Raw genomic sequence first — 23,156 nt, 5'->3', positions numbered from 1 at the left:
ATACGTGCCTGCACGTAGAAAGCAAATACTTTCAGGAAAGAATTTGACTTTTTCTTTCCGGCACGTATACTTTGACTAAGAAGGGAGCCAGTACAATGGAGTCGAAGGCAATATCGGACCTTGCGAGTAGGGGTGGGAGGGCGCGGGCTCGATCCCTAAGCAAAGAGCAAAAAAGCGAGATTGGCAAACGCGCGATTGAGGCCAGATGGGGAAAGAATCTTCCTCAAACGAACCACACTGGTGAAATTGAGCTTCGTAGCGTAGGAGGCGTGGTTTCGCTCCCATGCGCCGTCTTGCCGAACAGCCAGAGAGTGCTGACGCAAAGCGCCTTCCTGATCGCAATCGGTCGATCACGAACCCCGAAGGCTGGAACAGGCGTTTTGAGCCACGTCGACGGGTTGCCGTCTTTTTTGCAGGCAGACGCTCTTAAGCCATTTATCACACAAGAGTTAATGGCGTCGACCACTCCCATCTTTTTCAAAGACAAATCTGGGCGGCGGTTCGTTGGGTTCGACGCCGAGTTGCTGCCAAAAGTCGCAGAAGTCTACTTGAGGCTCCGCGACGATTACGTAACAAACAAGAAGACCATTCCGCCACAATACGAAAAGATAATTACGGTCTGCGATATTGTGGTGCGCGGTCTGGCACAGGTCGGAATCATCGCGCTTATTGATGAGGCGACGGGCTATCAATACGAACGCCCGCGCAGAGACCTTCAGGAGTATCTCAAGCTATTTTTGGCTGAGGGTCTCGTCCGCTACGCGAGGACGTTTCCCAACGATTATTTCAAACATTTGTGCAGGCTCAAGGGTATTGAATTGAGGACCGACATGAAGCTCCCGCAGTATTTCGGACACCTTACAAACGACTTGGTATATCGCCGGATTGCGCCCGGGTTACTGAGGCGGCTAAAAGAACGTCGGCTTGAGCGCGGAAAGCCTAGTGACAAGCTGTATGGGTGGACCAGTGAAGACTTGGGGCATCCGTCATTGTTGCTTCATCTTGGGACGGTCGTGGGGCTTATGAAAATAAATACCGACTACGACACCTTCCATGGGCAGCTTGATCGGGTGTCTCCTGTCTATCCTGAAGCGCCCGGTCTTTTTGATGACCCCGCCGATTGGGAGGATAAACAATTAGCGACTTGATTTTCGTCTCACCAACTTCCCCCCTATGGCCCGCTCGACCATGCTCAAGGCGACCTGTGATACGTCCTTCGTCCGCTTGCGTCTGACGGTCTTTTTCTTCTTAGCCATGCCCGGAGTATAACCTGGGCTGGCGACCTAGGAGTTTTCAAACCTTACCAGTACCTGCGGATCGGTCCACACATCCTCGGGACTGATAAATCCCTTGGGGTTGTAGGCAAAACCCATGCCCGCGTGGGCAAAGCACTCGAAGACGAGTTCCGAGCAGATGTACTCGCGGTCGCGTTCCTTGCGACCTAGGCCGAGGGCGATTCGAGCGATGATCTTGGCGATCTCATCCTTGTCGTAGGGACGGGTCAACTCATCCACGCCGAATTCGGCGATCTTGGGGACGTCGCTTTGCTTCAAGGCACTGACGCGGGCCACGACCATCTCGCCGCGATAGGGCCGTGCATCCTCGTAGTCGTCGAGGTATTTTGACAGCGGAGCGAACCGGACGCCCATGTCCTCCACGCTTTCCAACAAGAGCACGCGATCGATCTTCTCCGCGCGGATAATGATGCCGACGTGGCTCCACGGCGAACCGGTCATGTGCTGGATGGCCCGGGAGACCAGATACCGCCCCGCACAAAAGAAGAGATCGCCCGAACGGAGTTGCGGGCGAAGGGCCGCGTAGGATTTAGTCGGGCCGACTTTTTGGGCATTCGCTATGTGAGTCGCCATGGCGTGGTCCTCCTGTGGCGGTAGGGCCGCGGAAATTGAATTGAGTGGTCATGCCGCAGACGGCCGCCATTCAATCGACGCGGGCAAAGACCGTCAAGTAGCCAGCAACTTGGGCGAGGGCACTTTGTATATAATGCGATGCCGTTGAGGGCCCATATGACGCCGACCGCTGTTCAGGATTCGCAGACCCCGCGCTGCCTCAGCTGCGACTACCCGCTGATGAGCCTGTCCGAGCATCGCTGCCCGGAATGCGGTCGGGCGTTTGATCCCGCCGACCCACGAACGGTGCGGACCCCGCGAAGCCCCGGCAAGATCGCAAGATTCTTGTTGCGGCCGCCGGGCTGGCCAACACACGTCGTCGCGGTCTTTGTGCTGCTTATGTCTTTTGCAGCTGGGACTCCCCCTGGAGGGTATTTTGTTGCCTTGGTCATCTCCGTTTTCTTGTGGAAGATCTTTCTGATTGCATGGGCAATTCGGCTGGCAATTTGGGTGTGGCTTCGCAAGCGTTACAAAAACGACATACCCGCTTCTCGCCGAAAATTCTGGCATTGGTTGAGTATTCCAGCATCCGCATTCACTAGCTTCATTTTGCTTTCTACGAATGTTCCGTTCAACGTTGCATTTTGGCTGTCGCGATCGTCAATAGACGCCCTTGCGAATGAGACAATTAGTGGAACAGATCTGAATCCGAAATCGCGATGGGCGGGACTTTACTACGCAGATGAAATCGAACGAATCCCCGGAGGGATGCGATTTGTCATCCCCTACTCTGGATTCATCGATCGATATGGATTTGCTTGGAGTTCTACTCCGCTGCCGCAGAACGGACGTGAGGAATACTCCCATCTAGACGGGGCATGGTATACTTGGAAATGGGATTTTTAAGATAGTCGTCTAAGCGCTCATCACCGTCAACGGCAGCACCCCCGCCACCGGCATCGCCTGCTCCGTCTTCACAAACACATCGTCATACTGCCCTTCCAGATAATCCCGCTTCGGGCCGCTGCGGATATGGTCCCACGGCAGAATCTCCGCATACGACCGCTCGCGATGGGCATACCAGTCCGGATCGATGCCCGTCTCGGAAAACGAGCGGAGCCACGTTTCGTATTTGAAGCACTCATCCCACCCATCGAACCGCGCCCCGAGTCGATAGGCCCGCTCGATAGACGCCCCAAGCCGCCGATCACCCCGCGACAGGACCGCTTCCAGAATCGACCGCTTGCAATCATGCGTTCGGACGCGAACAGCCTTGCCGCGCTGGTTACGCGACATCTCCGATAGCACTCGCCGGGCCTCCTCAAAATACTCCACGCGCGGCTGCGCCATCCACTGAAACGGCGTGTACGGCTTGGGAACCAGCCACCCGACGCTCGCATTGATCATCGCCGGGGCCTTGCCGAGCTGCTGTCGCGCCTTGGACATCTGCATCGACAGTTCGTGGATGCCCCGAATGTCATCCTCCGTCTCGCCGGGAAAGCCCGCCATGAAATAGCACTTGATCCGCTGCCACCCCGCCTTGTACGCCTCCATGATCCCGTCCATGAGGTTCCCGTCGGTCACCTTCTTTCGAATCGCCGCGCGCATCTTGTCCCGCGCCGCCTCGATCGCGATCGTCAGACCGGCCTTGCGGACCTCGCCCGCCATCCACGGGATGTTCTGTAGCATCTTGTCCACACGGAGCGACGGCATGGAGATATTCACCCGCCGCGCCGCGAAACGCTCGTTCACCTTCGCCGCCAGTTCGCGCAGATGCGGATAATCGGCCGTCGAAAGCGACAGCAGCCCCAGTTCCGAGTGCCCCGTCGCCGCGTACTGCTGCTCAGCAATCTCGATGATCTTCTCAACGGACCGCACGCCCACCGGCCGCTTCGTATAACCCGCATGGCAGAACCGGCACCGCTGCGGGCAACCGCGCATCACCTCAATCGCCATCCGGTCATGCACGACCTCGACGAACGGCAACAGCGGCCGCACCGGAAACGGCGCATTCTCAAAATCCAGCGTCTGACACCGTTCAATCTGCCGCGGCAGACCGGCAACGCGCGGGAGCACCCCGGCAATCGTCCCATCGGCGTGATACGTCACATCGTATAGACCCGGCGCGTAAATCCACGGGAACCGCTTGGCCATGATCTCGATCATGTCCCGCCGCCGCACGCCGGACGCCTTCAGCTCCTTGTACAGCGACAGGATCGCCGCCATCGACTCCTCGCCGTCGCCGATGACGACCAGGTCGACAAAGTCCGAGACCGGTTCGGGGTTGTCCGCCTGCGGCCCCCCCGCGATCACCAGCGGATGCGAATCGTCGCGATCGCGCGAGCGCAGCGGAATCCCCGCGAGTTCAAGCATCGCCAAGAGGTTCGTGAAACCCAACTCGTATTGCAGCGAGACGGCGAAGATATCCGCCGACGCGACCGGCTGCCGCGTATCCCACGTAAACATCGGGATCGACCGCTCGCGCATCCGCGCCTCCGCATCGCCCCACGGGCTATAGACCCGCTCGGCACAAACCCCCGGCGTGTGATTGCAGAGCCAGTAGATGATCTGACAGCCGAGGTGCGACATCCCAATCGTGTAGGCGTCGGGAAACGCAATCGCCACGCGGACCTCCGCCCGCTCCCAGTCGCCATCGCGGACAAGCTGGTTGATCTCCCGCCCGATGTATTGGCCCGGCTGGTTCACGGCGGGGAGCAGCTCGTCGCTGATTCGGTCTTTGAGCGCGGTAGTCACGTCCGAACGACCTCGTTTCGCGTATTCCAGCCCGGCCAACTTCTGATAATCGCGTAGCTTATCGTAGATCGCCCGCCCTCGAAAGACGACGCATCGGTCCAAAGCGAAGGTGAGGCTCCCGCTGAGACTGCTTCGACCGCCGTTGCGGAGAATAGCCATTTCGGACGCGTTGACCTATACTCGGACACTTGGCAGGGCCTAGAATGTAGGGGCGGCGCGGCGGAGCCAATGGCACGTGCATCCGATTCGCTCGATGGGCCACGCCGGCCACGCTGTTTGGGGGAGTTACGACATTCGGACCACGCCAACCGACCCGGCACGATCCTCGCTGATGTAGGAAACCAGAGAAAACGCGAAAGTGCTTACCGGCTCCGGGGTTGCATACCAAAAAAGCCTTGACCCTGGGCCCTCAAAAGGCGTACCATACGGTGTTGAGGGGCTCTCTGTGCATCCCACCCCGCCCCCCATGCCTGGGATCCTGGTAGCGCTTATCCCGCCCGCGATGGAGGAGTATCAAAGATGAATCGTCACACTAGCGCAGGTCGTTTCGTGCGGCCGCTCGCCCTACTTGGAGTTCTCGTATCCGTCGCGGCCGGTCTGACCTGCCCCGGCGAAGACGACGGTCTCGCCCCCCTCAACCCTCCGGTCACCGGCGGCAACACTCCGCCGCGCGTGCTGATTACGAGCATCAGCACCGATTTTGGCAACAACTTTGCAGAAGTCGGCGAAATAGTTCAGATCGCGTTCACCGGCGAAGACGCCGAGGATACGGCGACCGTGAGGATTTTTGCCTCGACGGCCGCCAATCCCACCCCCGCGGAGGAGATACCGATCTTAAGCGGATTCCCGGTGGGTCCGGGCGTAGGAAGCGGCTTGGCGCAGTGGGACACCACCGGGCTGATTCCCGGCGGTTTCAACATCTTCGCGGAAATCAGTGACGGAGTGAATGCCCCGGTTCGTGTTCTCAGCGCTTCGCAATTGCAACTTGGGCCCGTGGGTTCGCGACCTCCAACGAGTCCGCCCCAACTGGTTTTTCTGTCTCCGCTTCCGAGTTTGAGCATATCTGCGAACGACGAATTGACGATTCAATACATATTCGCTGACGTAGACTCGACTGCTTTGCTTACACTTCTTCTTGACAAAGATGTAAACCCTTTTAACGACGATGTGGACAATCCAGGAAGTCCCCTCGATCCCTCGTCCAAAATCATCATCCTTCCATCCGCGGCACGACTACCGCTGGACCCTACGTTCGATGGCGATCCGCCACCGCCCGGTACGCCCGAAGATCCCATCGAGCAGCCCGACAGTTTGGAAATCCGAACGAATCCGAGAGTACTTGTGCAGACGATACCGGGTCAATTGCCATTCCCCGGAGCGCCGTTGGCGGGCGACGAGAAGGCGTATGTTTTCCGCGTGAATTTCTCCGAAGTTCCGCCCCGTACATCGCCGTACTTCATACGGGCCACGCTTAACGACGGAGACAACGTTCGGCACGTGTACGCGCCGGGCTCATTGAGCATTAATGGTTCAGCCAACGGAACGATCGACATCAGCAAGATCGGCTTTGATTTTGCCGGTGCACGATTTGCGGCGTTTCAGAGCTATGCCAATCTCGGCAACGTATTCGTGAGAATGGGCGACCTGGATTTCGATGGAGTCGGTGAGTTCGTGATCGGGAGCCGTTTCGCCAGCCCGCGCGGGCGTCGATTTTCCGGCGCCGCGTACCTGATCTACGGACGCAGCAAGCTGCCCTTTCCCGCCGATACCGACGGAGATGGGCGTCCTGACGGCGGGCGCCTCGATGCCAACGACAACGTCATCAATTATCCTGAGCCACCAGGGTATTTGACGAATCCCTACAATCCAGGCCTCGTGGGTCGTTACGGAGGGGTTCTAAGCGTCGAAAGCGCGGCCGGCACCCCATCGAGCCACATTCGAGGGACAATTTACGTCATGCCGAAGGGACATGTTAATGAAAGTGTACCTCCTCATTTGGGGGATCCGAGCCTTCCCACGGCTCCCACGCTTCCCAATAGTGCGGGTTTGACCTCCATTGCAAGAGTCAACGTGACTGGGAACGATGCAGGCGTTGAAGGCGTGCCCGAAGGCCAGGAGTCAGTACCCGACTTGGTGTTCGGTTTGCCCTTTATTGCGGGGGCCCGTGATTTCCAGGACGACGACCCTTCGGATGGTTGCGATGGCGATCCTTATGGCGACGGTTTACCTAACCAGTTACGGTGCTCGGACGTTCCGGATAACGATCAACTTTTCTTTTCTGCTGGCTTCGAGGATCCGGGCCGTATGGGCTTGGTTGCGATCGCCGACGCCACGAACAATACAGTCGAAGACTTCCCGAAATTTGTGGACGCCGGAATGGCGGGCCAGTTTGATGAGGACGGTAATCTGCCGATTACAGATGAAGGCGTGACTCTTAACGAAGACCTGGGCCAAGTTCCCCGCGGAGTGCGATTGCGCGGCGGCTGGTTGGCGGACATCTTTTCTTTCGTGAACAATGGTTTTTTTGATGATACCGGTTTTGGCCAAACGGTTTCCAATGTCCAGAGCGTGGACAATGACGACGAGGACGATTTGCTGATTTCCATTCCCTTCTTGGATCGCGATGATACGGGGGATACGGTCCCGGATATCATGGATTGTGGCGGATTTCAAGTGTGGTTGACTGACAATTACATCGCCCCCTTTAGATACGAAGATGGCGTTAGGTCGCTGCCTGCATATGGAACCTGCGCCGCAGGAACGTGCCTCGACACGATGCCTCCTCTTTGCATACGTTGTTTGAACTCGCCGGTGTTTTTTACAGTCTTTGGCGAGCAAGCTGGAGATCAGCTTGGCAATGCAACGAATGGGGGCGATCTGAATGCCGACGGAAACTCGGAAATCATGGCCGGCGCTCCGCGAGCGGACCGCAACGGCTTCACGGACAATGGCGTTGCGTATGTCGTTTATACCTTGGGATCAGGCTTTTTCGATGCAACGATCGAATCGGACACCATAACGAGCCTCCGGCTATTCGGCACCCATGACGACGATCAGTTCGGACGAGTTCAGGGCGGGGTTCAATCCATGACGACCGCTGTCAGTACAGTAAATGATGCGATCGTCGCCTCCGATTTTTACGATGATCCCGTGAAAGGAGTCAACGCGGGCTTTGTCGGAGTGATCTTTGCAAGGGCCGGCGGCTTTGTCGGCAATCGCACGGTGGATGAAATCGCTACCGCTACGCTGCCAGGCGTGAGGTTCATCGGGGCCACTGCAGGCGCGCGAGCAGGCGCCCACGCCTCGTCGGCCGGAGATTTCAACGGCGATGGACTTGGTGACCTTTTGATTGCCTCACCTGGCGAAACACGACAAGGCCGTGTGGGAGTGGCGTATCTGGTTTTCGGTGGCCCGCATCTTTGCAACCGAACATTCTATTTAGATCAGGTCGGCACCGCAGCCCTTCCCGGCATTGTCTTTCTTCCTCGCACTCTGGAGGGTACCGGAGCGGAGACGATTGCCGCTTTGGAGACTGTCGCGGGAGTTGGCGACGTTGACGGCGATCAATTTGGCGACATCATCATAGGATCACCCAAGGCAGATTATGTCGACCCGCTTTTGCCGTCCGAGCGTCTCATCGACGCCGGAGAGGTGTACCTTATTTACGGCAACAACTTCGCCGGTAATAACCCGTCGACGTTCCCGCCCGCGTCTCCCGATTGTCCATAGAAAGTGATGTTTCGAAGGCCTTTTGGCCAATCGGGCGTGGCCTCTGGGATTTCAGTGAATGGCCTACGGCGCCACTGTCCGCTCCACCGCCGCGGGCTTCGCCGCGGTCAACGCCGGTTTCGGCGCCGCCGCGCTGCCTTCCCGCCGCATCGCCTGCGGATGCGTCCCCAGCACGTCTTCGCAAAGCGCCCGCAGCGGCTCCGCCACGCTCCACGCCTGCCACGGGCAGCCGCCCGGCGCGTGCGGCGCGTCGGCGTCCGCTACCTCGCTCACGCTGCCGATCCCCGCTTCCCCGAAGTGATGGATCAGACCGTCGAGCATCGTCCGCGCCGACGAAACCGCCTGCGCGGTGCCTCCGTGGGCCCGGACGTAAGCCGTCACGAACGGCCCGAACAGCCACGGCCAGACCGTCCCCTGGTGATACGCCTGGTCCCGCGCCGCCACACCCCCCGCATACCGCCCCCGATACGCCGGGTCGGTCGGGGCCAGCGACCGCAGGCCCAACGGCGTCCACAACAACCGCTCACAAACTCCGACCACCGGCGACCACTTTTCCTCGTCCAGGATCGGGTGCGTCAGGCTGATCGCCAGGAGTTGATTCGGCCGGATGGAGACGTCGGCCGCGTCGGCCTGACCGTTCACATCGACGACATCATAAAGGCAGCCCGAGGCGGCGTTCCAGAACTTCCCGTTGAACGACTTGCGGGCGAGAGCTGCTAGCGCTCGCCACGATTGGGCGAGCCCCGTCTTACCCAGTCGTTCCGCATGTCCCGCCGCGATCGAGAGCGCGTTGTACCACAGCGCCGAAATCTCCACCGGCTTGCCGATCCGCGGCGTCACCGCCTGGCCCGACACCATGGCATCCATCCAGGTCAGCGCAAAGCCGTTTTCCCCCGCCGCCAGCAGGCCGTCCGAATCGGCGCGGATGCCGTGCCGCGTCCCCTGTTGGTGCGCTGCCAGTATCTTCTCGACGATCGGAAACATCCGATCTGCCAGCGCCGTATCGCCGGAATAGGTGACATAGCGATCGAGGGCGTGGATGTACCATAGTGCCGCATCGGCGGTGTTGTATTCGGGGGCCTGGCCGAAATCTGGGAAGCGGTTCGGAATCATCCCGCCATCGACATATTGGGCGAACGTCTCCAGGATTTCCCGCGCCGTGTCGTGCCGCCCCGTCACCAGGCAAAGCCCCGGCAGCGAAATGAAGGTGTCCCGCCCCCAGTCGCCGAACCACGGATATCCCGCAATCACGGTCTTTTGATCATCCCCGCGCGAGACGATGAAATCGGCCGTCGCCCGCGCCAATGGTCCCACCAGCGGATCCGTCATCGGCAGCGCACCGACGGCGAGTTTGTCGCGAGCCGCAGCGCCGGTAAACGCCTGTCCCCCATTCCGCCAACTCGCCGCCTGCGTCGACGCAACAACCATCAAGCCCGTTGTGTCCCCCGGCTGGAGCACCGCGCCGATCACGCCCGGCATGAACAGGTCCTGAAGATAGTCGTAGCCCCGCTCCGCCTCGGCCGTCAGCACGAACCGGTAATACCAATCCGGACGCGATTTGAAAACGCCGTTGTGCGAAATCTGCCACGGCGGTCGCCCGTTGGCCCAGTGAAAGCGAAGCGCGTCGCTGTCCTCCTCCACCGTCGGCGGTCCCACGTCCTGGTAATGCGCCAGGTGATGAAAGTGCCGGCTCGTGCACAATGGACGCACCGAAAGCGCGACCGGCGTCGCCCCCTGCACCAGAACGTAACGAACCCAAGTCGTATCCTCGCCCGCCGTCATGCACAGCGTCTGTTCGATCAAGGCATCGCCGACCCGCCATCGCCACGTCGGCTGCGGCCGCGGCGTGAACGATTCGAGCAGCCGATACCCCTGCGGGTGGACCGCCTCGGCATAGTCGTTCGTCGCCAATTCATACGTAAGACCGTTGATTGTCGCGGTCGTATCCAGCTTGGCCAGCAACACAAACCGCTCGACTGGCGGCTCGACGGCGGCCACGAGCAGCCCGTGATACCGGCGCGTCAACATCTGATTGACGGCGGCCATGGCGTACCCGCCCCGACCGTTGGTCACCAGCCACTCCAGCCGCCGCCCCACGGAAAGGTCCGCGCAGCGCCCCGTTTCAATAGCCAATGGATCGACGCTCATAAGCTCTCGTCCTCTCTTTTCGTACTCGGACGTGCCTCAAACCGTACCGCAGGCGACCGACCCTCGCAACCGGATCAGCATGGAGAGCAGCCGCCCTCGGCTGCTCACTTTGGACAACAGCCGCCCCCGGCTGCTTGTACCCCCTTACCGCCGCAATCCCCTCTATCGCCGATCCCCCGTCGAGACCCTCGAACGAGGACTGAGCTGGCGCGGCGCGTCGGGGAACACCGACTTCAGCGCCTTCGTCAAACTGGCTAGTGGTTGCGGCGTGATCTTCGGTTTGCTCAATGTCCCCGTCACATGTACTTGCCGGAGGTCCTTAGAGGCGACATCCAGAAGATCGGTGATGAGCGGCAGCCGCATCCGCAGCGGGCTGCCGGATACCAGCGTGACATCGAGTTTGTTGGTATCGAGATACATCCGCCCGCCGCCGATGAGCGACAGTGCGTTGCCCTGCAAATCAATCTGCTGAAAGGTGAGTTCGTCCCGCGAGAGATAGAATTGCATCCGGCCGTCGTGAAAAACATTCTCATCCGGCGTCAGATTCAAAACCTGAAAGATGGCGAACAAGAGGGGCAGCCGCCAGACCTGCGCGTGGCGCACGTACATTTCCCCGGCCCCCTCCCGATACGCGTTCGCCCCGGACCGACCCTGAAGGACCATATTCAGAAAGATCGATCCCTCGGCCTCCGGAGAATCCGATTCGCTGTCCAGAGTTCGGAAATAATGTGATAGTTGCACGTCCCGGGCGATGACCGACGCCTGGTATTCCGCATCGCGCCGGCTCAATCCGATCTCCGCCGTGGCGGTCGCCTCGCCGCCATACGCATCCGCGGTCGCGTCCTGTATGTGGAGCGTTTGCGTATGCGGGTCCGTCGAAATTTTCGCCGTGACGTTGCTCAATTGCCATCCGGCCAGCGTCGCCTTTTTGAGCGCCGCGCGGGCCTGCACGAACGACTGGCCGCGGTGGTTGATCGAAACTCGTCCCTCTACGGCCCCCGCAACGTCGCGCAGCGCGAACCCCAGGTTCGCGCCGCCCTCGCGAATCGAGAGGCGGCCGGCTATCTCCCACCGCCCTTGTCCCGCGTCGTTCAGATCAAACCGCAGCTCGTCCAGGTCCAGATCGAACTTGCCGGTCGGACCCATCGATTCCATCGCAGCCCGGACCTGCTCGGGCAATGCCGTCAGGAGGGCCTCGCCGAAGGCCATGTCCCTGGCCCGAACGACCAGCGCGCCGCGATATCCCGGCCCTCCCACGTCGATCTTGCCGGAGAGTTCTACCTCGCCCTCCCCCGTCTTGCCCCGCATCGACAGAATCTCGACTTGCTCATCCGTCACCACCGCCCGGCCCTCTACACGATCGAGCGGCAACGGAAACCCCGCAAAGCAGATGTTCGCCGCTTTCGACGCGATGACGGTCCGATGGCGCTGCCAGGTCTTCCCTCCTTCAGAAACATAGTGCAGCGCCGTCTCCGCATCGATCTGCCCGGCGGGCTTCAAGAGGTGCCAGACGTGACGGAGGGCCGGAGGAAGGGCATCGTAAAGTTCCTGATCCAACTCCAGTCCGGCTGCGAGAAACGTCAGGTCGGCGATGTATCCGTTGTCGTGGCGGCGGACCCGCCCATTTGCGCTGACCCGTGTCGAGCCATGGACCCCGACGACATCCGTGACGGAATAACCGTCCGGACGAATCACAATCTCCCCGCCCACTTTCTCGATTCGATAGGGAAATTCGCGATACCGGATCGCCGCATCGCAGAGCGTCGCGCGGAGGTCATACACCAGCCCCTGATTCACATCATTCAGCGCGACCGTCCCCGCGAGTTGGACCCTGCCCTCCGGCTGAAACTCCGCCAAGGCCCCCTTGCCCTCCGGTGGCAACGCCCCGGCCAAAACGCCGTCCAATCTCAGGTCGCTGGCGTCAAGGTGAATCTCCGCCTTCGGTTCCGCGACCTCTCCGATCGTAGCGAACCCCTTCAGCCGAACGACCGCGTCGTCTTGTCGGCCCACCACATCGTATAGTTCAATTCGATTCGGAGTGAGTTCAATCCGCCCGGTCACTTTTTTCAGTGGATAGGGAAATTCAGTGAAGAGCATGTCGGCATCGAGGAGCTCGGCCGAGACATGTGAATCCCACGGCATCGGCGCCGAACCGTCGGACCCGGGCCGCCGAAGTTGAATCCCCAGATGCGCCGCGCCGCGCGGACTAAATCGCTTCCATAGCGACTGATCTTCCCGGGAAAGTGCCTGATACAGCCTTTCGTCCAAGGGCACGTCTCGCGCATCGATCTGCACCGCCACGTCGGCCCACGGCAAAGATCGATCGATCTGCGCCGCGACCTTCACGTGGGCCGGGCCGTTTCGCGCGGTGATTTCCTCCAACCGAACTTCATTCGCCTGGGCTCGAATCCGGCCACGGATGTCCTCCAGGGGATACGGAAAATGCCGGGCTATCCCTTTCACGCCCTGGGGTTCAAACACTCCGAAGACCTGTAGAGATCCTTCCGGCCCTTCTGAACGCACGAGTTTGAACGCGACATCAAAGGGACCATCGGGATGGTAATCACCCAGCACTTCGCGGATGACCTCGGGAAGTTCGGGATCCGCCAGAAGCTCATCTCTCAGCGAGGCCGCAGGGGCCGGTACGCGCGCGCCCCGAACTTCCAGGTCCAATCCCATTTCCGCCAGCCCGCCGTCGGCGAGGTCCAGTCGGCCCTTCACTTCGCACCGCGCCTCGTTCACCAGACCCGAGACGTTCACGTTCCACCGCCCCCCCTGATGCGCCAGGACTCCTTTAATATCCGTCATGTGGATCGCACCCTCCTCCGGGCGCTTTCTCGAGGGAGGGTCCTCCTTGCTGTTGACAGAGCGCATCATCGAAAGCGGAATGGAACAAGCGACGTTGCGCAGGCGGATCTCCGTATTCTCGCTCTGTGTTGCCCGCGCGTCATACACCAGCCGATTGAGCTTGACCTCTCCCACCAGCGACAGCCCATCGAACAGTGCCTGCGCCGCCTTGGGCAGTTGCAGCCGCACCGTCCGCGCATCCACGAACGGCGTGTTCGTCACCAGTCGCGCCCCCGGATCGAAGATCACCGTCGTTCGTTCCGCCGGCTCGCTGTAGCGGCGCACCTCGATGCAATAGCCCGTCTCGGAATTCGGATGCGGCCGGACGTCCGCGTCCAATTCCTCTTTCCGCCACTCGCGCCGTCCCTTCGAATCCAGGCTCGCGACCACGGCCTTCGCCGAGCGCAGCGTGATCCGCGGTCGATCGCCGGAATCGCCTGTCTGCGGCGTCTTTCGCATTCCCCGAAGCAACTGCCAGTTTCGCAGACCCGTATCCACATTCTGCAGGAGCGTGATGGTCGGCTGCGTCGCGATGATTTGATCAACGTGAAACCCCGCGCCGATAAGCCGCCACGGATTGTGGATCAACGTCAGCGACTTGGCCGCGAAAATCTCGCGCGCCCGGGCGTCTTTCGCCGCCGGGTCCAGCCGCTGATCGAACGGGACCGCGATGCTGACTTCCTCCAGTGTAATCCCGCCGAACATGCGAAACTTCGCCCGCGCCACGCTCACTTCGCCCGACGTCGCCTCGCTTAAGAAACGCATCGCCCGCAGCCGAATGGCCTCGTCGCGCGTCGAATAGCTGTACCCCGCGAACCCCAGCAGCAGGAGGACCAGCAGGCCGACCCCCAGTCGAAATCGGGTCGGCGAGACCGGGTGGCGAACAAAAGTCCGTCGCTCCAGAACCGCGCGCGAAAGCGTCTGCCGCGCCGGGATGCGTGCGATTACGGAATTCGCCATTGTGAACACCTGGCCGCCCCGTCGGGTCGCTCCCGACACCGCCAATAATCGATCGCCGCTCCCGCCAGTAAGAAAAGGAACGGCATCGCTGGCAAACGATATCTTACCGAGCCCACAAACACCATGTGGACCAGACTAAAGTAAACTCCCGGTGCGATGAGGAGCAAAACCACAAACACCTGTTTCCGAAGCAAAAAGGCCCCTATCAGAGCGAGGCCATAGACTGGCGCCACCGTCAACCATCCGATTAGCAGGTAGCGCGTGGTCGAATAGCCCGGCGCATGGAGCGTCACCGACCATGTCCGCCGCAGCTTCGCCCAGGCAAGCTGCATCGACTCCCTCGGATTCGCGCGAATCCAATTCCATGCCGCCTCCCGATGCACTCGATCCCGTTCATATTCGTCAGTACCCGCCGGCACGATCGGATACTCGATGCGGTCCATTCCCGGTCCCCCGTCCGCCCACGGTCCGAACGCTTCCAGCAGGCTCGCGCCTCCGCCGGTTCGCACCGGAACGAAATGCCCGAATAGCCCGTAATTCCGGGCGACCACAAGGCCCACAGGGGCTACCGTCCCGAGAATGAATAACAGGGCGAGGCGCCGCCGAGTCAGTGAGTGGCACGGTCTCGCACCAGCGAAGCCGTGAGGGGAAACCCGCGGACTATTGGCGAACGCCACAACAAATGGAAACAGCATCACTGGGAGCAAAAGGCTGGTGCTACGTGTAACGACGCCAAGCCCCAGCATTATCCCCGCCGCAAGACTCCAGCCTGCGTGGGGCACCCCTTGTTGGCGAATGATGCAATACATGCCCGCGAGGAGCAGCGTGATGTATAACGTCTCCGTCAGCACCAGACCGTTGAAAAAAAGCAGGATAGGGTCCACCGCCAAAAAACCCGCCGCAATCAAACCGGCTCGGCCTCCCATAAGCCGCCGTCCAATCGCCGCCAGAAGCGCGATGGAAACAATCGCACAAAGTACGTTGACGACTCGTCCGAATCGAAGAATGGACCTCGTGTCCTCGAGCCCTAGCAAGATTCCGGCGGACAGGATCGCGGGATACAGCGGATCGGTCCCCGCGCGCACTTCCGGCGAATCGATCGGCCCCAGTCCGGCCGCGATATTGCGGGCCACCTGTACGTAGCGATGCGTATCGGGGTAGTCAAACCGGCTCGGATCGCGCTCGGCGTAAACCACGAGTACGACGCGCAAGACCGCCGCCGCGAACAGGATGCCCGCGAGCCACCGACGGAAGCGCGGTGTCGCCGGCCCATCCAGTGCCTCGATCGTCATCCCGCTTCGCTGGTCTTCGTTCACGAATAGCGCTGCTTGACTTGAAGGGGGCCCTCGGCGCCGATGACCGCAGCGCTGCACGGCCGCCGGGCTACCCAATGATCACTCTGTCGTTCGACGCGGATCCCACCGGGCAGCTCAATGGTTCGCCGCCGCCGATCGCGATTTGCCAATTCTACGGCCGCATTAATGCGCTCCTGTCCCAATTGTCCAAACTCCGCACCGACTTCGTCCAGGGCCAGCCGCACGATTTGTGACCGCAGGGCCGCTGGAAACGCCGCCAACAACGATGCCGTTAGCCGAACCTCGCCGCCCCCGGCCTCTACGCGAATCTCCGCCATGGCCCGTTCCGCCGCCCATCGAATGGTCTGTGCCGCGTCATCGGCCTGATTCGCTAATCGCACGAGCGCACCGACCGCGTGGGGATTCAGTTTCGCTTCAAGTTGCGGAATGACCTCATGGCGGATGCGATTCCGCGTCGCCGCCGCCGGATCAGCGTTCGTCGCATCCTCCCAAGACGAGAGGCCCCTGGCGAGAAGGTATTCGCGCAACTCCGCCCGCCGAAAGCCAAGCAGGGGTCGAACCAGCACAATGGTGTTTCCTTCCTCGATTGGTCGCGATCGCCGCATCCCCGCCAACCCGTGCAACCCGGTCCCACGGACAATGCGATGGAGCACCGTCTCGGCCTGGTCGTCCGCATGGTGCGCCACGGCGACGACGCTCGCGCCCGTATCTCCGGCCGCGCGGTGCAGAAACTCATAACGCACGCGCCGCCCCGTCTCTTCCAGGGTCCCGCCTTCGGCCTTCTGAATTGCGGGCACATCCGCCGCCTCGACGCGGCACTCCAATCCAAGGTCGCACGCGGTCTGGCGCACAAACTTCGCGCACTCCTCCGAGTCCCTCCGGATTTGATGATTCACATGAGTGACGGACAGTAGCCATCGCCGATCGCGCAGTCCGTTCACCGCGCAAAGCCCATGCAGCATCGCCATCGAATCGGCCCCGCCCGAAACGGCGCACACGATCTTCGCGCCGGCGGGTAGGAGATCCCGGCTTGCGTCAAAAAACCGTCGATGAAATTGCCGTACGTCCATCATCGTGAAAACCGGATTCACCGGGCCAGCTTAGTTGCTCAATGGCGGGATCGTCGTCTCTCACCAGCCATTATCCGCCAATCTGAGACATCTGCCGATTGCCCCAATACGAATGCACCTCCGGCTTAAAGGCGACGCAGCGGAGAAAGGCGTGCTGAAGCTCGCGCGGCGCAAGGCGACGATCGCTTCGCAGAATGGGCCGCAGCTCCTCTTCGCCGCCATCAAAAAGGCAGCTCCGCAGTTGCCCCTCGGCGGTCAGACGGAGGCGATTGCACGTCGCGCAAAACGGCTTGGACATCGCGCTGATGAATCCGATTCGCCCAAGCGCGCCGCGCAGGCGCCACACGTTCGCCGGGCCAAAACCGCTGTCTTTCGAAGCGGGCTCCAACGAACCACACCACTGCGTAATCCGGTCGCGGATGTTTTGCTCGCCGATGAACCGGGCCTCGTACTCGCCGCCCAGCGCCGTTCGGCCCAGCGGCATGTACTCAATGAAGCGTACCGTGAGGTCGGTCTCGCGCGTCAGCATGGCAAAATCGGCGAACTCGTCATCGTTGATGCCGCGCATCGCCACGCAGTTAATCTTCGGATGCTTGAACCCGGCGGCGACGGCCGAGTTAATCCCACGCCACACCGCCTCGATGTCCGCCCCGCGAGTGATGGCACGGAACTTCTCGCGATCCAGCGTATCGAGACTTACCGTCAATCGATCCAGCCCGGCCCTCTTCAGGGAACCGGCATATTGATCCAGAAGCGCCCCGTTTGTCGTCATGGAAAGGTCGGTCACACCGGGCTCGGCCCGGAGCATCGCCACCAGCCGCGGAAGATCGTGCCGCACGAGCGGTTCGCCGCCCGTGAGCTTGAACGCCGTAATACCGTGACCCACCGCCGCGCGGACGACCTCGACGATCTCTTCAAACGTCAGCAGCGTGTCGCGCGGGACCCAGTCGAGATTGTCCTCCGGCATGCAATAAACGCAGCGGAAATTGCAACGATCGGTCACGCTGATCCGCAGCGTCCGCACGGCGCGGATATCGCGCGGACCGGTGATCGAATCCGGCCGAATCTCGGGCCGCTCCACGATGGGTAATGCGACGGGCATCCCTATATGGTAGGGTATCGGACCGGACCGGGCCACGCGCCGGCCTGCAAAGTGTGCGGCGTGGAACCGCGTGGGCAGACTCGGCGTCCAATTAAAGGATCGCATGCGTGAAGGGACAGTGCGTCGCCGATGCCAGCGAAGAGGCCGAATTCGTCGAGCGTTGCCGCGGCGGCGACCGGGCGGCCTTTGGGCGGCTCATTGCCCTGTACCAGGACCGGGTGTTCAACCTGTGCCTGCGGATGTGTGGCAACGCGGCCGACGCGGAGGACTATGCTCAAGAAGCGTTCGTCAAGGCGATGCGGTCGATCGATCGCTTCGACGGTCGAAGCCGATTCTATACGTGGCTGTTTCGGATCGCCGTGAATGGGGTTATCAGCGGCCGCCGAAAAGACGGGCGAGCGACGATACGATCACTGGATGACGGGCGGCTGGCAGCGAACGATTCCGGTCACGCTTCACTCCGGATCGACCCGGCAGCCCGGGAGACCGGACCGATGGAGCAGGCAGCGCTCCGCGAGGAGCATGGGCAGGTGCTGGCGGCACTGGCGGAATTGGACGTGGACCATCGCGCGGCCGTCCTGCTTCGCAACGTGGAGTCGCTGGACTATTCGGAAATCGCGGAGGTGCTCGGCGTCGCCGTTGGGACGGTCAAGTCGCGCTTGCACCGCGCGAGGCTGGCGTTACGCGATCGGCTGCAGCCGATGAGGGAGTCGCCGAAGCATGGCTGACAGGCGACAGGACGAAATAGAACTAGAACAACTCACCGCGTATCTCGACGGGGAGTTGTCGGAGGGGCAGCGCGCCGAGGTTGAGCAACTCGTCGCGCGGGACCCCGACGCCGCCCGAGCGCTCGATAGTCTGCGCCACATAGCGCGGAGGGTGAAATCGCTTCCGCGGGCTTCGGCGCCGGCGGACTTTGCGCTCCATGTTGCTGATCGCCTGGAGCGCGAGGCGCTGCTCGGGGTCGCGGACGCGGGGAGTGGGCCATCGCATCGGCCGTTGCGCTGGATGCGTCCTTTATCACTCGCCGCCGGATTCGTGCTTGTGGTGACCGCCGGCTGGCTCTTGTGGCCGCAGGTGCAGCCTCGGTCCGCTACGGAGACACCCGTCGCCGTTCGACCACTACCTCGCGCCGTCCCCGGTGACACAACCATGGCACGCGAAGAAGAGGAATCGTCATTGGCCCTCAAGACCCCCATAAGGTCCTTCGCCAGCCGCAAAATGGTTCGTCCGGCAGAAAAACAGGAAAGCGACAGCGCCGAGCGGAGCGATCGCGGTAACGAGGCACCCCTGGCGCTCGCACCGCCTTCGATCAGCGGCGCTGCCGCGAAATCGCGGACGGCCGAGACGGACCTGAAAGCCGAGTACGGCTGGGCCGGCGCAGTTCTTCAACCGACGACGACGTCCGCGCCGACCAGCGCCCCGACCACCACGAGCGCGCCGGCCGCATCGCAACCCACCACACGGAGTATCCCCTAGTGGCCAAAGGTCGAGGTCGAAAAGTTCGCGTCGATCTTCGCAAGAACCGGGGCAAGCCCGGGCGCGGCAAGAGCGAGTGGACGCGCCGGCACCGCGGGGGCGACCCAAAATCCGACGAGACGAAGCAAGTCGAAAACGTCCGCGCCAAAGGCGATCTGTCGCGCAGGCGAACGATCATCGTTGACGACGAATCGGCGGAATCGCAGGCGCTTCAATCGGGAATCGTCGTCACGGTCCGCGGGCTGATCTGCGAAGTGGACGACGGGCAGCGCCACTGGGCCTGCACCGTCCGTGGAATGGTGCGGACGCGGCTCATCGACGAACGGGCATCCGTCACCGTCGGGGACCGCGTTCGCTTTGCCCCGGTCGCGCATGGCGAGGAGCAGGGCCGGACGACCAGCGAAGCGCGGGATCTTCCCGAAGGGGTCATCGAGGACGTCGAGCCACGGCGCTCGGTACTCGAGCGGCAATACGAGCGGCGCGTGCAGGTGATCGCCGCCAACGTCGATCTCGTCGTCATCACCATGGCCGCCGATCAGCCGACGCTCCGGCCGCACCTCATCGATCGCTATCTCGTCTCTGTCCACAAGGGCGGCATGCGCCCCGCGATATGCATCAACAAGGCCGACTTGGATGTGGAGGGCCAGGCCGAAGCCGTCGTCGAACGCTATCGCGGCCTCGGCTACAAGGCATTTTTCACCTGCGTCCCGGAAGGACGAGGCTTGGACGAACTGCGCGAACTGCTCGCGGGGCAGACGTCCACGCTGGTCGGGCCCAGCGGCGTCGGCAAGAGTTCACTGCTCAACGCGATTGAGCCGGGCTTCTCGCTCAAAGTCGGCACGCTGACCGACCTGGCGCGCGGGCGGCACACCACGACGACGGCGCGGCTATTGCCGTGGAGTTTCGGCGGATACGTCGTCGATACGCCCGGACTTCGCCAATTCGAACTCGCGTCCGTCGAGGCTGAGGAGGTCGAGGCGTATTTCAAGGAGTTTGTCGACCTTATTCAGCAGTGCAAATACCCCAACTGCTCTCACACGCACGAGGCGAATTGCGCCATCAAGGCGGCGGTGGAGGAAGGCCGTATCACGCCCGAGCGCTACGACAGCTATTGCAAGATGTATGAGGAGTGCGCGGCGAGGCGGCACTATGAGTAGCCAGTCGGACGCGCTGCCGATCCGCTCCGGCGGCTCACCGGTCTTTGTCGCCGTTTGCACTATTCTCCTTGCGTTCGTCATCGTCGCGACCGCGTCGCCTAACGCTTTCGTCGTCTTGATCAAACACGGGGCGTTGGCATTGGGCATCCTCGCGGCGGCCAGCGGATTGGGATTGTGTCTCGTCGACAGTTTGTCCTTGGGCCCGATCGAAGCGCGCTGGCGCTGGATGGCCGCGGCGGCCCTGGGATTGGGGGCCTTGTCGCTCCTCGTGCTGGGCCTCGGTACGGCGGGACTTTTGCACCGCGCGCTGTGGATCATCCTTCTGGCCGCGTTCCTGTGCCTCGGCACTTGGCGAGTTTGGGTCCGGCGCGCGGGTCCGCCATTCTTCAGCGAGGGCGAACCGGCAAAGGGGCTCATGTGGCTCTGGCTCGCCGCCGGAATCTTCGGCGGATTGATGTTTCTGGCCGCCACGCTCCCGCCCGGCATCCTCTGGCCGCATGAAGCAAATGGCTACGACGTTCTGGAATACCACCTTGCCGCCCCGCGTGAATACTTTGAGGCCGGTCGCATCGGCTACTTGCCGCACAATATCTACACCAACTTCCCCTTCAACGTGGAGATGCTCTATCTGCTGGCGATGGTTCTGCACGGCGATGCAGTGCAGGCGGCGCTGACCGCAAACCTCTTGCACGCCCTGCTCGGCGTGCTCGCGGTCGCGGCCATCTGGCTCGCCGCCCGCGAAATGGGCCGCGGCCCCGGCATCGTCGCAGGCGTCATGGCCGCAATTTGCCCTTTCATTGCGTACTTGGGCGCGCTGGCCTACGTCGAATGTGGCCTTCTCTTTTTTTCGGCCATGGCCCTCGCCGCCACGATCCGATCGGCGCGGGACGAAGGGCGCACGGCGACACGCTGGATTGTTGTCTCCGGTCTCTGCGCCGGGTTCGCGTGCGGATGTAAATACACGGCGATCCCCGCAACACTCATACCGCTAGGCATCGCCGCGTTGTGGACATCTTCGTTCAGGCCGCGACGCGCGCCCTGGCACGCGGCGGCATTTCTCGTTTCAAGTCTCACTGTACTATCGCCGTGGCTCATCAAGAACATCGCCTGCACCGGCAATCCGGTCTTCCCATTGGCGCGCAGCGTCTTTCCCGAGCGCGCGGGAATATGGAACGACGACGGCGCAGCGCGCTGGAGAGACGGTCACCTGCCCGCGCCCGTGGATCGACCGCTTCCCGCGCGGCTTTGGCGAACGTGGCAGCAGATTTTCGGCTCGCCGCTGTTCGGGCCGGTGATGGGCCTGGCCATCGTCGCGGAAATAGCGCGGCGTATAGTGACAAGGCGAAGGGTCGCTAAAGAAGACCAGCTCAGTGCAATAAACAAGACCTGCGTTACCGCATGCTACCTGATGTTGTTCATCGGATTGGCTACATGGATAAGTCTGACGCACCTGGTCGATCGCTTCGCCATCGTGCTCTTGATTCCGGCGTGCGTGTTGTTCGCCAGGGCCTATGCGGGCTTGCGGCCGGTGGTCCGAAGCTGGGTCTTTCCGCTCGTCATTGTGGCCACCGCGGGATTGAATCTAAGGACCACGCTGGGCACATTCGCGGAAGCGAAGGCCTTTGAGGTTCTTGCCGCCCGTGCGACGGACGGACTCGATTGGTTCACCGACGGCGAATGGGTGCGTGCCGACCACATCCCTCGGCTCAATACCCTGGCGGCCTCGGGCGGCATGGTCCTCATGATCGGCGACGCGCGCCGGTTCTATCTTAACAAGGGCGTTGATTACTGCGTAGTCTTCAACCGCAATCCGTTTGCCGAGGCGGCGGAGCAATTGTCCCCCGTTCAACTCGTCGACTGGCTGCGGCAGCGCGGCTATACAAACGTTTACGTGGATTGGGGCGAAATGTCGCGCCTGCGCCGTTCACGGTACGGTTTCTGGAAAGCGGTCGACGCCGATCTGTTCGGAAAGCTGCAGGAGCACGGTCTGCGGGCGGTTCAGAACTTCGCGGTCGACCAGAATCGCCCGCCCTACGCGACGCTGTACGAAATCACAGCCCTGGCGCCGCGCTGAGCATGAGAATCCCGAAGACCAGGAGCGTCGTCAGCGTCCCCGCGACGATCGTCAGCCCGGCAACGCTGGCCGCCCGTCTGGCCAGCGGCGTCAGCACGCGCGTTTCCCGATGTCGCCGGGCGATGTAGGCGGCCACGGCGATGCATGTGACCGCGACAAATACGCCGTAAAGCTGGCTGAGGAGCGCGAGCGCGATCCCCGATCCCAGCCGCTGCGTGTCGGTCAGATCGGTCAGACTGAGTACCAGCCCGACGAGGGTGTTCAAGCAACCGACGGCCATCGCAAACGCCGCGCCCAACTGAAAAAACGTGACGGCTTCGCGCGCCGAGGTTCCCCGTGTCGGCCGCCGGACAATCCAGCAAAACGCGTCGACGACCCCGGCCCACCCATAGACTGCGGCGAGCATTGCCAGTGGCGCCAGGCACACGATCAGAAAATTGTACGCATGGACGCCGCCGCCCTGGGGATCGCGGCCCGTGTGAATCGATTGGGCGATGCCGAGCACCACGAAGAAGCCGATGATCCCGACCAGGATCGGAATCAGATGCCGGTCGCGATGAATCGGCTCCGCACCTCGCGGAGTATGGTTCAGGGGTAGCGAAGACATCTTTCCGGACTCCCGGCCCACCGTACGAGGTGGACCGTGGAGCTATCGGATAAGGCACTCTCTGCG

At 61.8% G+C, this 23,156-nt stretch carries 15 protein-coding genes; 7 read left to right on the top strand and 8 right to left on the bottom strand.

Features of this window, described 5'->3' with window-relative positions:
* The first annotated feature begins 95 nt into the window (after positions 1–95).
* Positions 96–1,148 (top strand): P63C domain-containing protein, encoded by a 1,053-nt coding sequence (locus tag VJZ71_02675; protein HKQ46956.1) that lies wholly within the window; start codon positions 96–98, stop codon positions 1,146–1,148.
* Between the two features lie 135 nt (positions 1,149–1,283).
* Here the strand turns inward: VJZ71_02675 and VJZ71_02670 are convergent, their stop codons facing one another.
* The gene (locus tag VJZ71_02670; GenBank protein ID HKQ46955.1) at positions 1,284–1,868 is read right to left on the bottom strand and encodes a YiiX/YebB-like N1pC/P60 family cysteine hydrolase; all 585 of its coding nucleotides are present in this window, start codon (positions 1,866–1,868) and stop codon (positions 1,284–1,286) included.
* 156 nt (positions 1,869–2,024) lie between these two features.
* Between VJZ71_02670 and VJZ71_02665 the strand changes: the two genes are divergently transcribed.
* Positions 2,025–2,753 carry a hypothetical protein gene (locus VJZ71_02665; protein HKQ46954.1) on the top strand — a complete coding sequence of 243 codons (729 nt, stop codon included), beginning with the start codon at positions 2,025–2,027 and terminating at the stop codon, positions 2,751–2,753.
* 9 nt (positions 2,754–2,762) lie between these two features.
* Here the strand turns inward: VJZ71_02665 and VJZ71_02660 are convergent, their stop codons facing one another.
* Complete coding sequence (locus VJZ71_02660) at positions 2,763–4,760, bottom strand: TIGR03960 family B12-binding radical SAM protein (protein ID HKQ46953.1); 1,998 nt, start codon at positions 4,758–4,760, stop codon at positions 2,763–2,765.
* Between the two features lie 390 nt (positions 4,761–5,150).
* Between VJZ71_02660 and VJZ71_02655 the strand changes: the two genes are divergently transcribed.
* A complete protein-coding gene (locus tag VJZ71_02655) occupies positions 5,151–8,330 on the top strand; it encodes an integrin alpha (GenBank protein ID HKQ46952.1) in 3,180 nt (1,059 codons plus the stop codon).
* A 63-nt stretch (positions 8,331–8,393) separates the two neighbouring features.
* On the opposite strand, the gene VJZ71_02650 is transcribed toward VJZ71_02655, so the two are convergent.
* The 5 genes from VJZ71_02650 to moaA form a co-directional block, all read right to left on the bottom strand.
* Positions 8,394–10,478 carry an amylo-alpha-1,6-glucosidase gene (locus VJZ71_02650; GenBank protein HKQ46951.1) on the bottom strand — a complete coding sequence of 695 codons (2,085 nt, stop codon included), beginning with the start codon at positions 10,476–10,478 and terminating at the stop codon, positions 8,394–8,396.
* 162 nt (positions 10,479–10,640) lie between these two features.
* Positions 10,641–14,285, bottom strand: coding sequence for a hypothetical protein (locus VJZ71_02645; protein HKQ46950.1), 3,645 nt, complete (start codon positions 14,283–14,285; stop codon positions 10,641–10,643).
* Positions 14,270–15,601, bottom strand: coding sequence for a glycosyltransferase family 39 protein (locus tag VJZ71_02640; GenBank protein HKQ46949.1), 1,332 nt, complete (start codon positions 15,599–15,601; stop codon positions 14,270–14,272). The genes VJZ71_02645 and VJZ71_02640 overlap by 16 nt, the downstream gene beginning before the upstream one ends.
* Entirely contained in the window at positions 15,598–16,674 is a 1,077-nt protein-coding gene (gene tilS, locus VJZ71_02635) for a tRNA lysidine(34) synthetase TilS (GenBank protein ID HKQ46948.1), read from the bottom strand. Before tilS ends, VJZ71_02640 begins: the two co-directional genes overlap by 4 nt.
* A gap of 67 nt (positions 16,675–16,741) precedes the next feature.
* Positions 16,742–17,773 (bottom strand): GTP 3',8-cyclase MoaA, encoded by a 1,032-nt coding sequence (gene moaA / locus VJZ71_02630; protein ID HKQ46947.1) that lies wholly within the window; start codon positions 17,771–17,773, stop codon positions 16,742–16,744.
* A gap of 107 nt (positions 17,774–17,880) precedes the next feature.
* Between moaA and VJZ71_02625 the strand changes: the two genes are divergently transcribed.
* From VJZ71_02625 to VJZ71_02610, 4 genes are read left to right on the top strand one after another with little or no spacing between them, the layout of a single operon-like run.
* On the top strand, positions 17,881–18,501 hold the full coding sequence (locus tag VJZ71_02625; protein HKQ46946.1) for a sigma-70 family RNA polymerase sigma factor: 621 nt from the start codon (positions 17,881–17,883) through the stop codon (positions 18,499–18,501).
* Positions 18,494–19,252 carry a hypothetical protein gene (locus tag VJZ71_02620; GenBank protein HKQ46945.1) on the top strand — a complete coding sequence of 253 codons (759 nt, stop codon included), beginning with the start codon at positions 18,494–18,496 and terminating at the stop codon, positions 19,250–19,252. Before VJZ71_02625 ends, VJZ71_02620 begins: the two co-directional genes overlap by 8 nt.
* Positions 19,252–20,409, top strand: coding sequence for a ribosome small subunit-dependent GTPase A (gene rsgA / locus VJZ71_02615; protein HKQ46944.1), 1,158 nt, complete (start codon positions 19,252–19,254; stop codon positions 20,407–20,409). The genes VJZ71_02620 and rsgA overlap by 1 nt, the downstream gene beginning before the upstream one ends.
* On the top strand, positions 20,402–22,483 hold the full coding sequence (locus tag VJZ71_02610; protein ID HKQ46943.1) for a hypothetical protein: 2,082 nt from the start codon (positions 20,402–20,404) through the stop codon (positions 22,481–22,483). The genes rsgA and VJZ71_02610 overlap by 8 nt, the downstream gene beginning before the upstream one ends.
* Here VJZ71_02610 and VJZ71_02605 read toward each other — a convergent pair.
* The gene (locus VJZ71_02605; GenBank protein ID HKQ46942.1) at positions 22,461–23,090 is read right to left on the bottom strand and encodes a MotA/TolQ/ExbB proton channel family protein; all 630 of its coding nucleotides are present in this window, start codon (positions 23,088–23,090) and stop codon (positions 22,461–22,463) included. The genes VJZ71_02610 and VJZ71_02605 overlap by 23 nt on opposite strands.
* Positions 23,091–23,156 lie beyond the last annotated feature (66 nt).

Source organism: Phycisphaerae bacterium, from assembly GCA_035275405.1.
GTDB lineage: Bacteria > Planctomycetota > Phycisphaerae > UBA1845 > UTPLA1 > DATEMU01.
The sequence above is the reverse complement of the archived record's forward strand: the minus strand, read 5'-3'. Positions and strand labels throughout refer to the sequence as shown.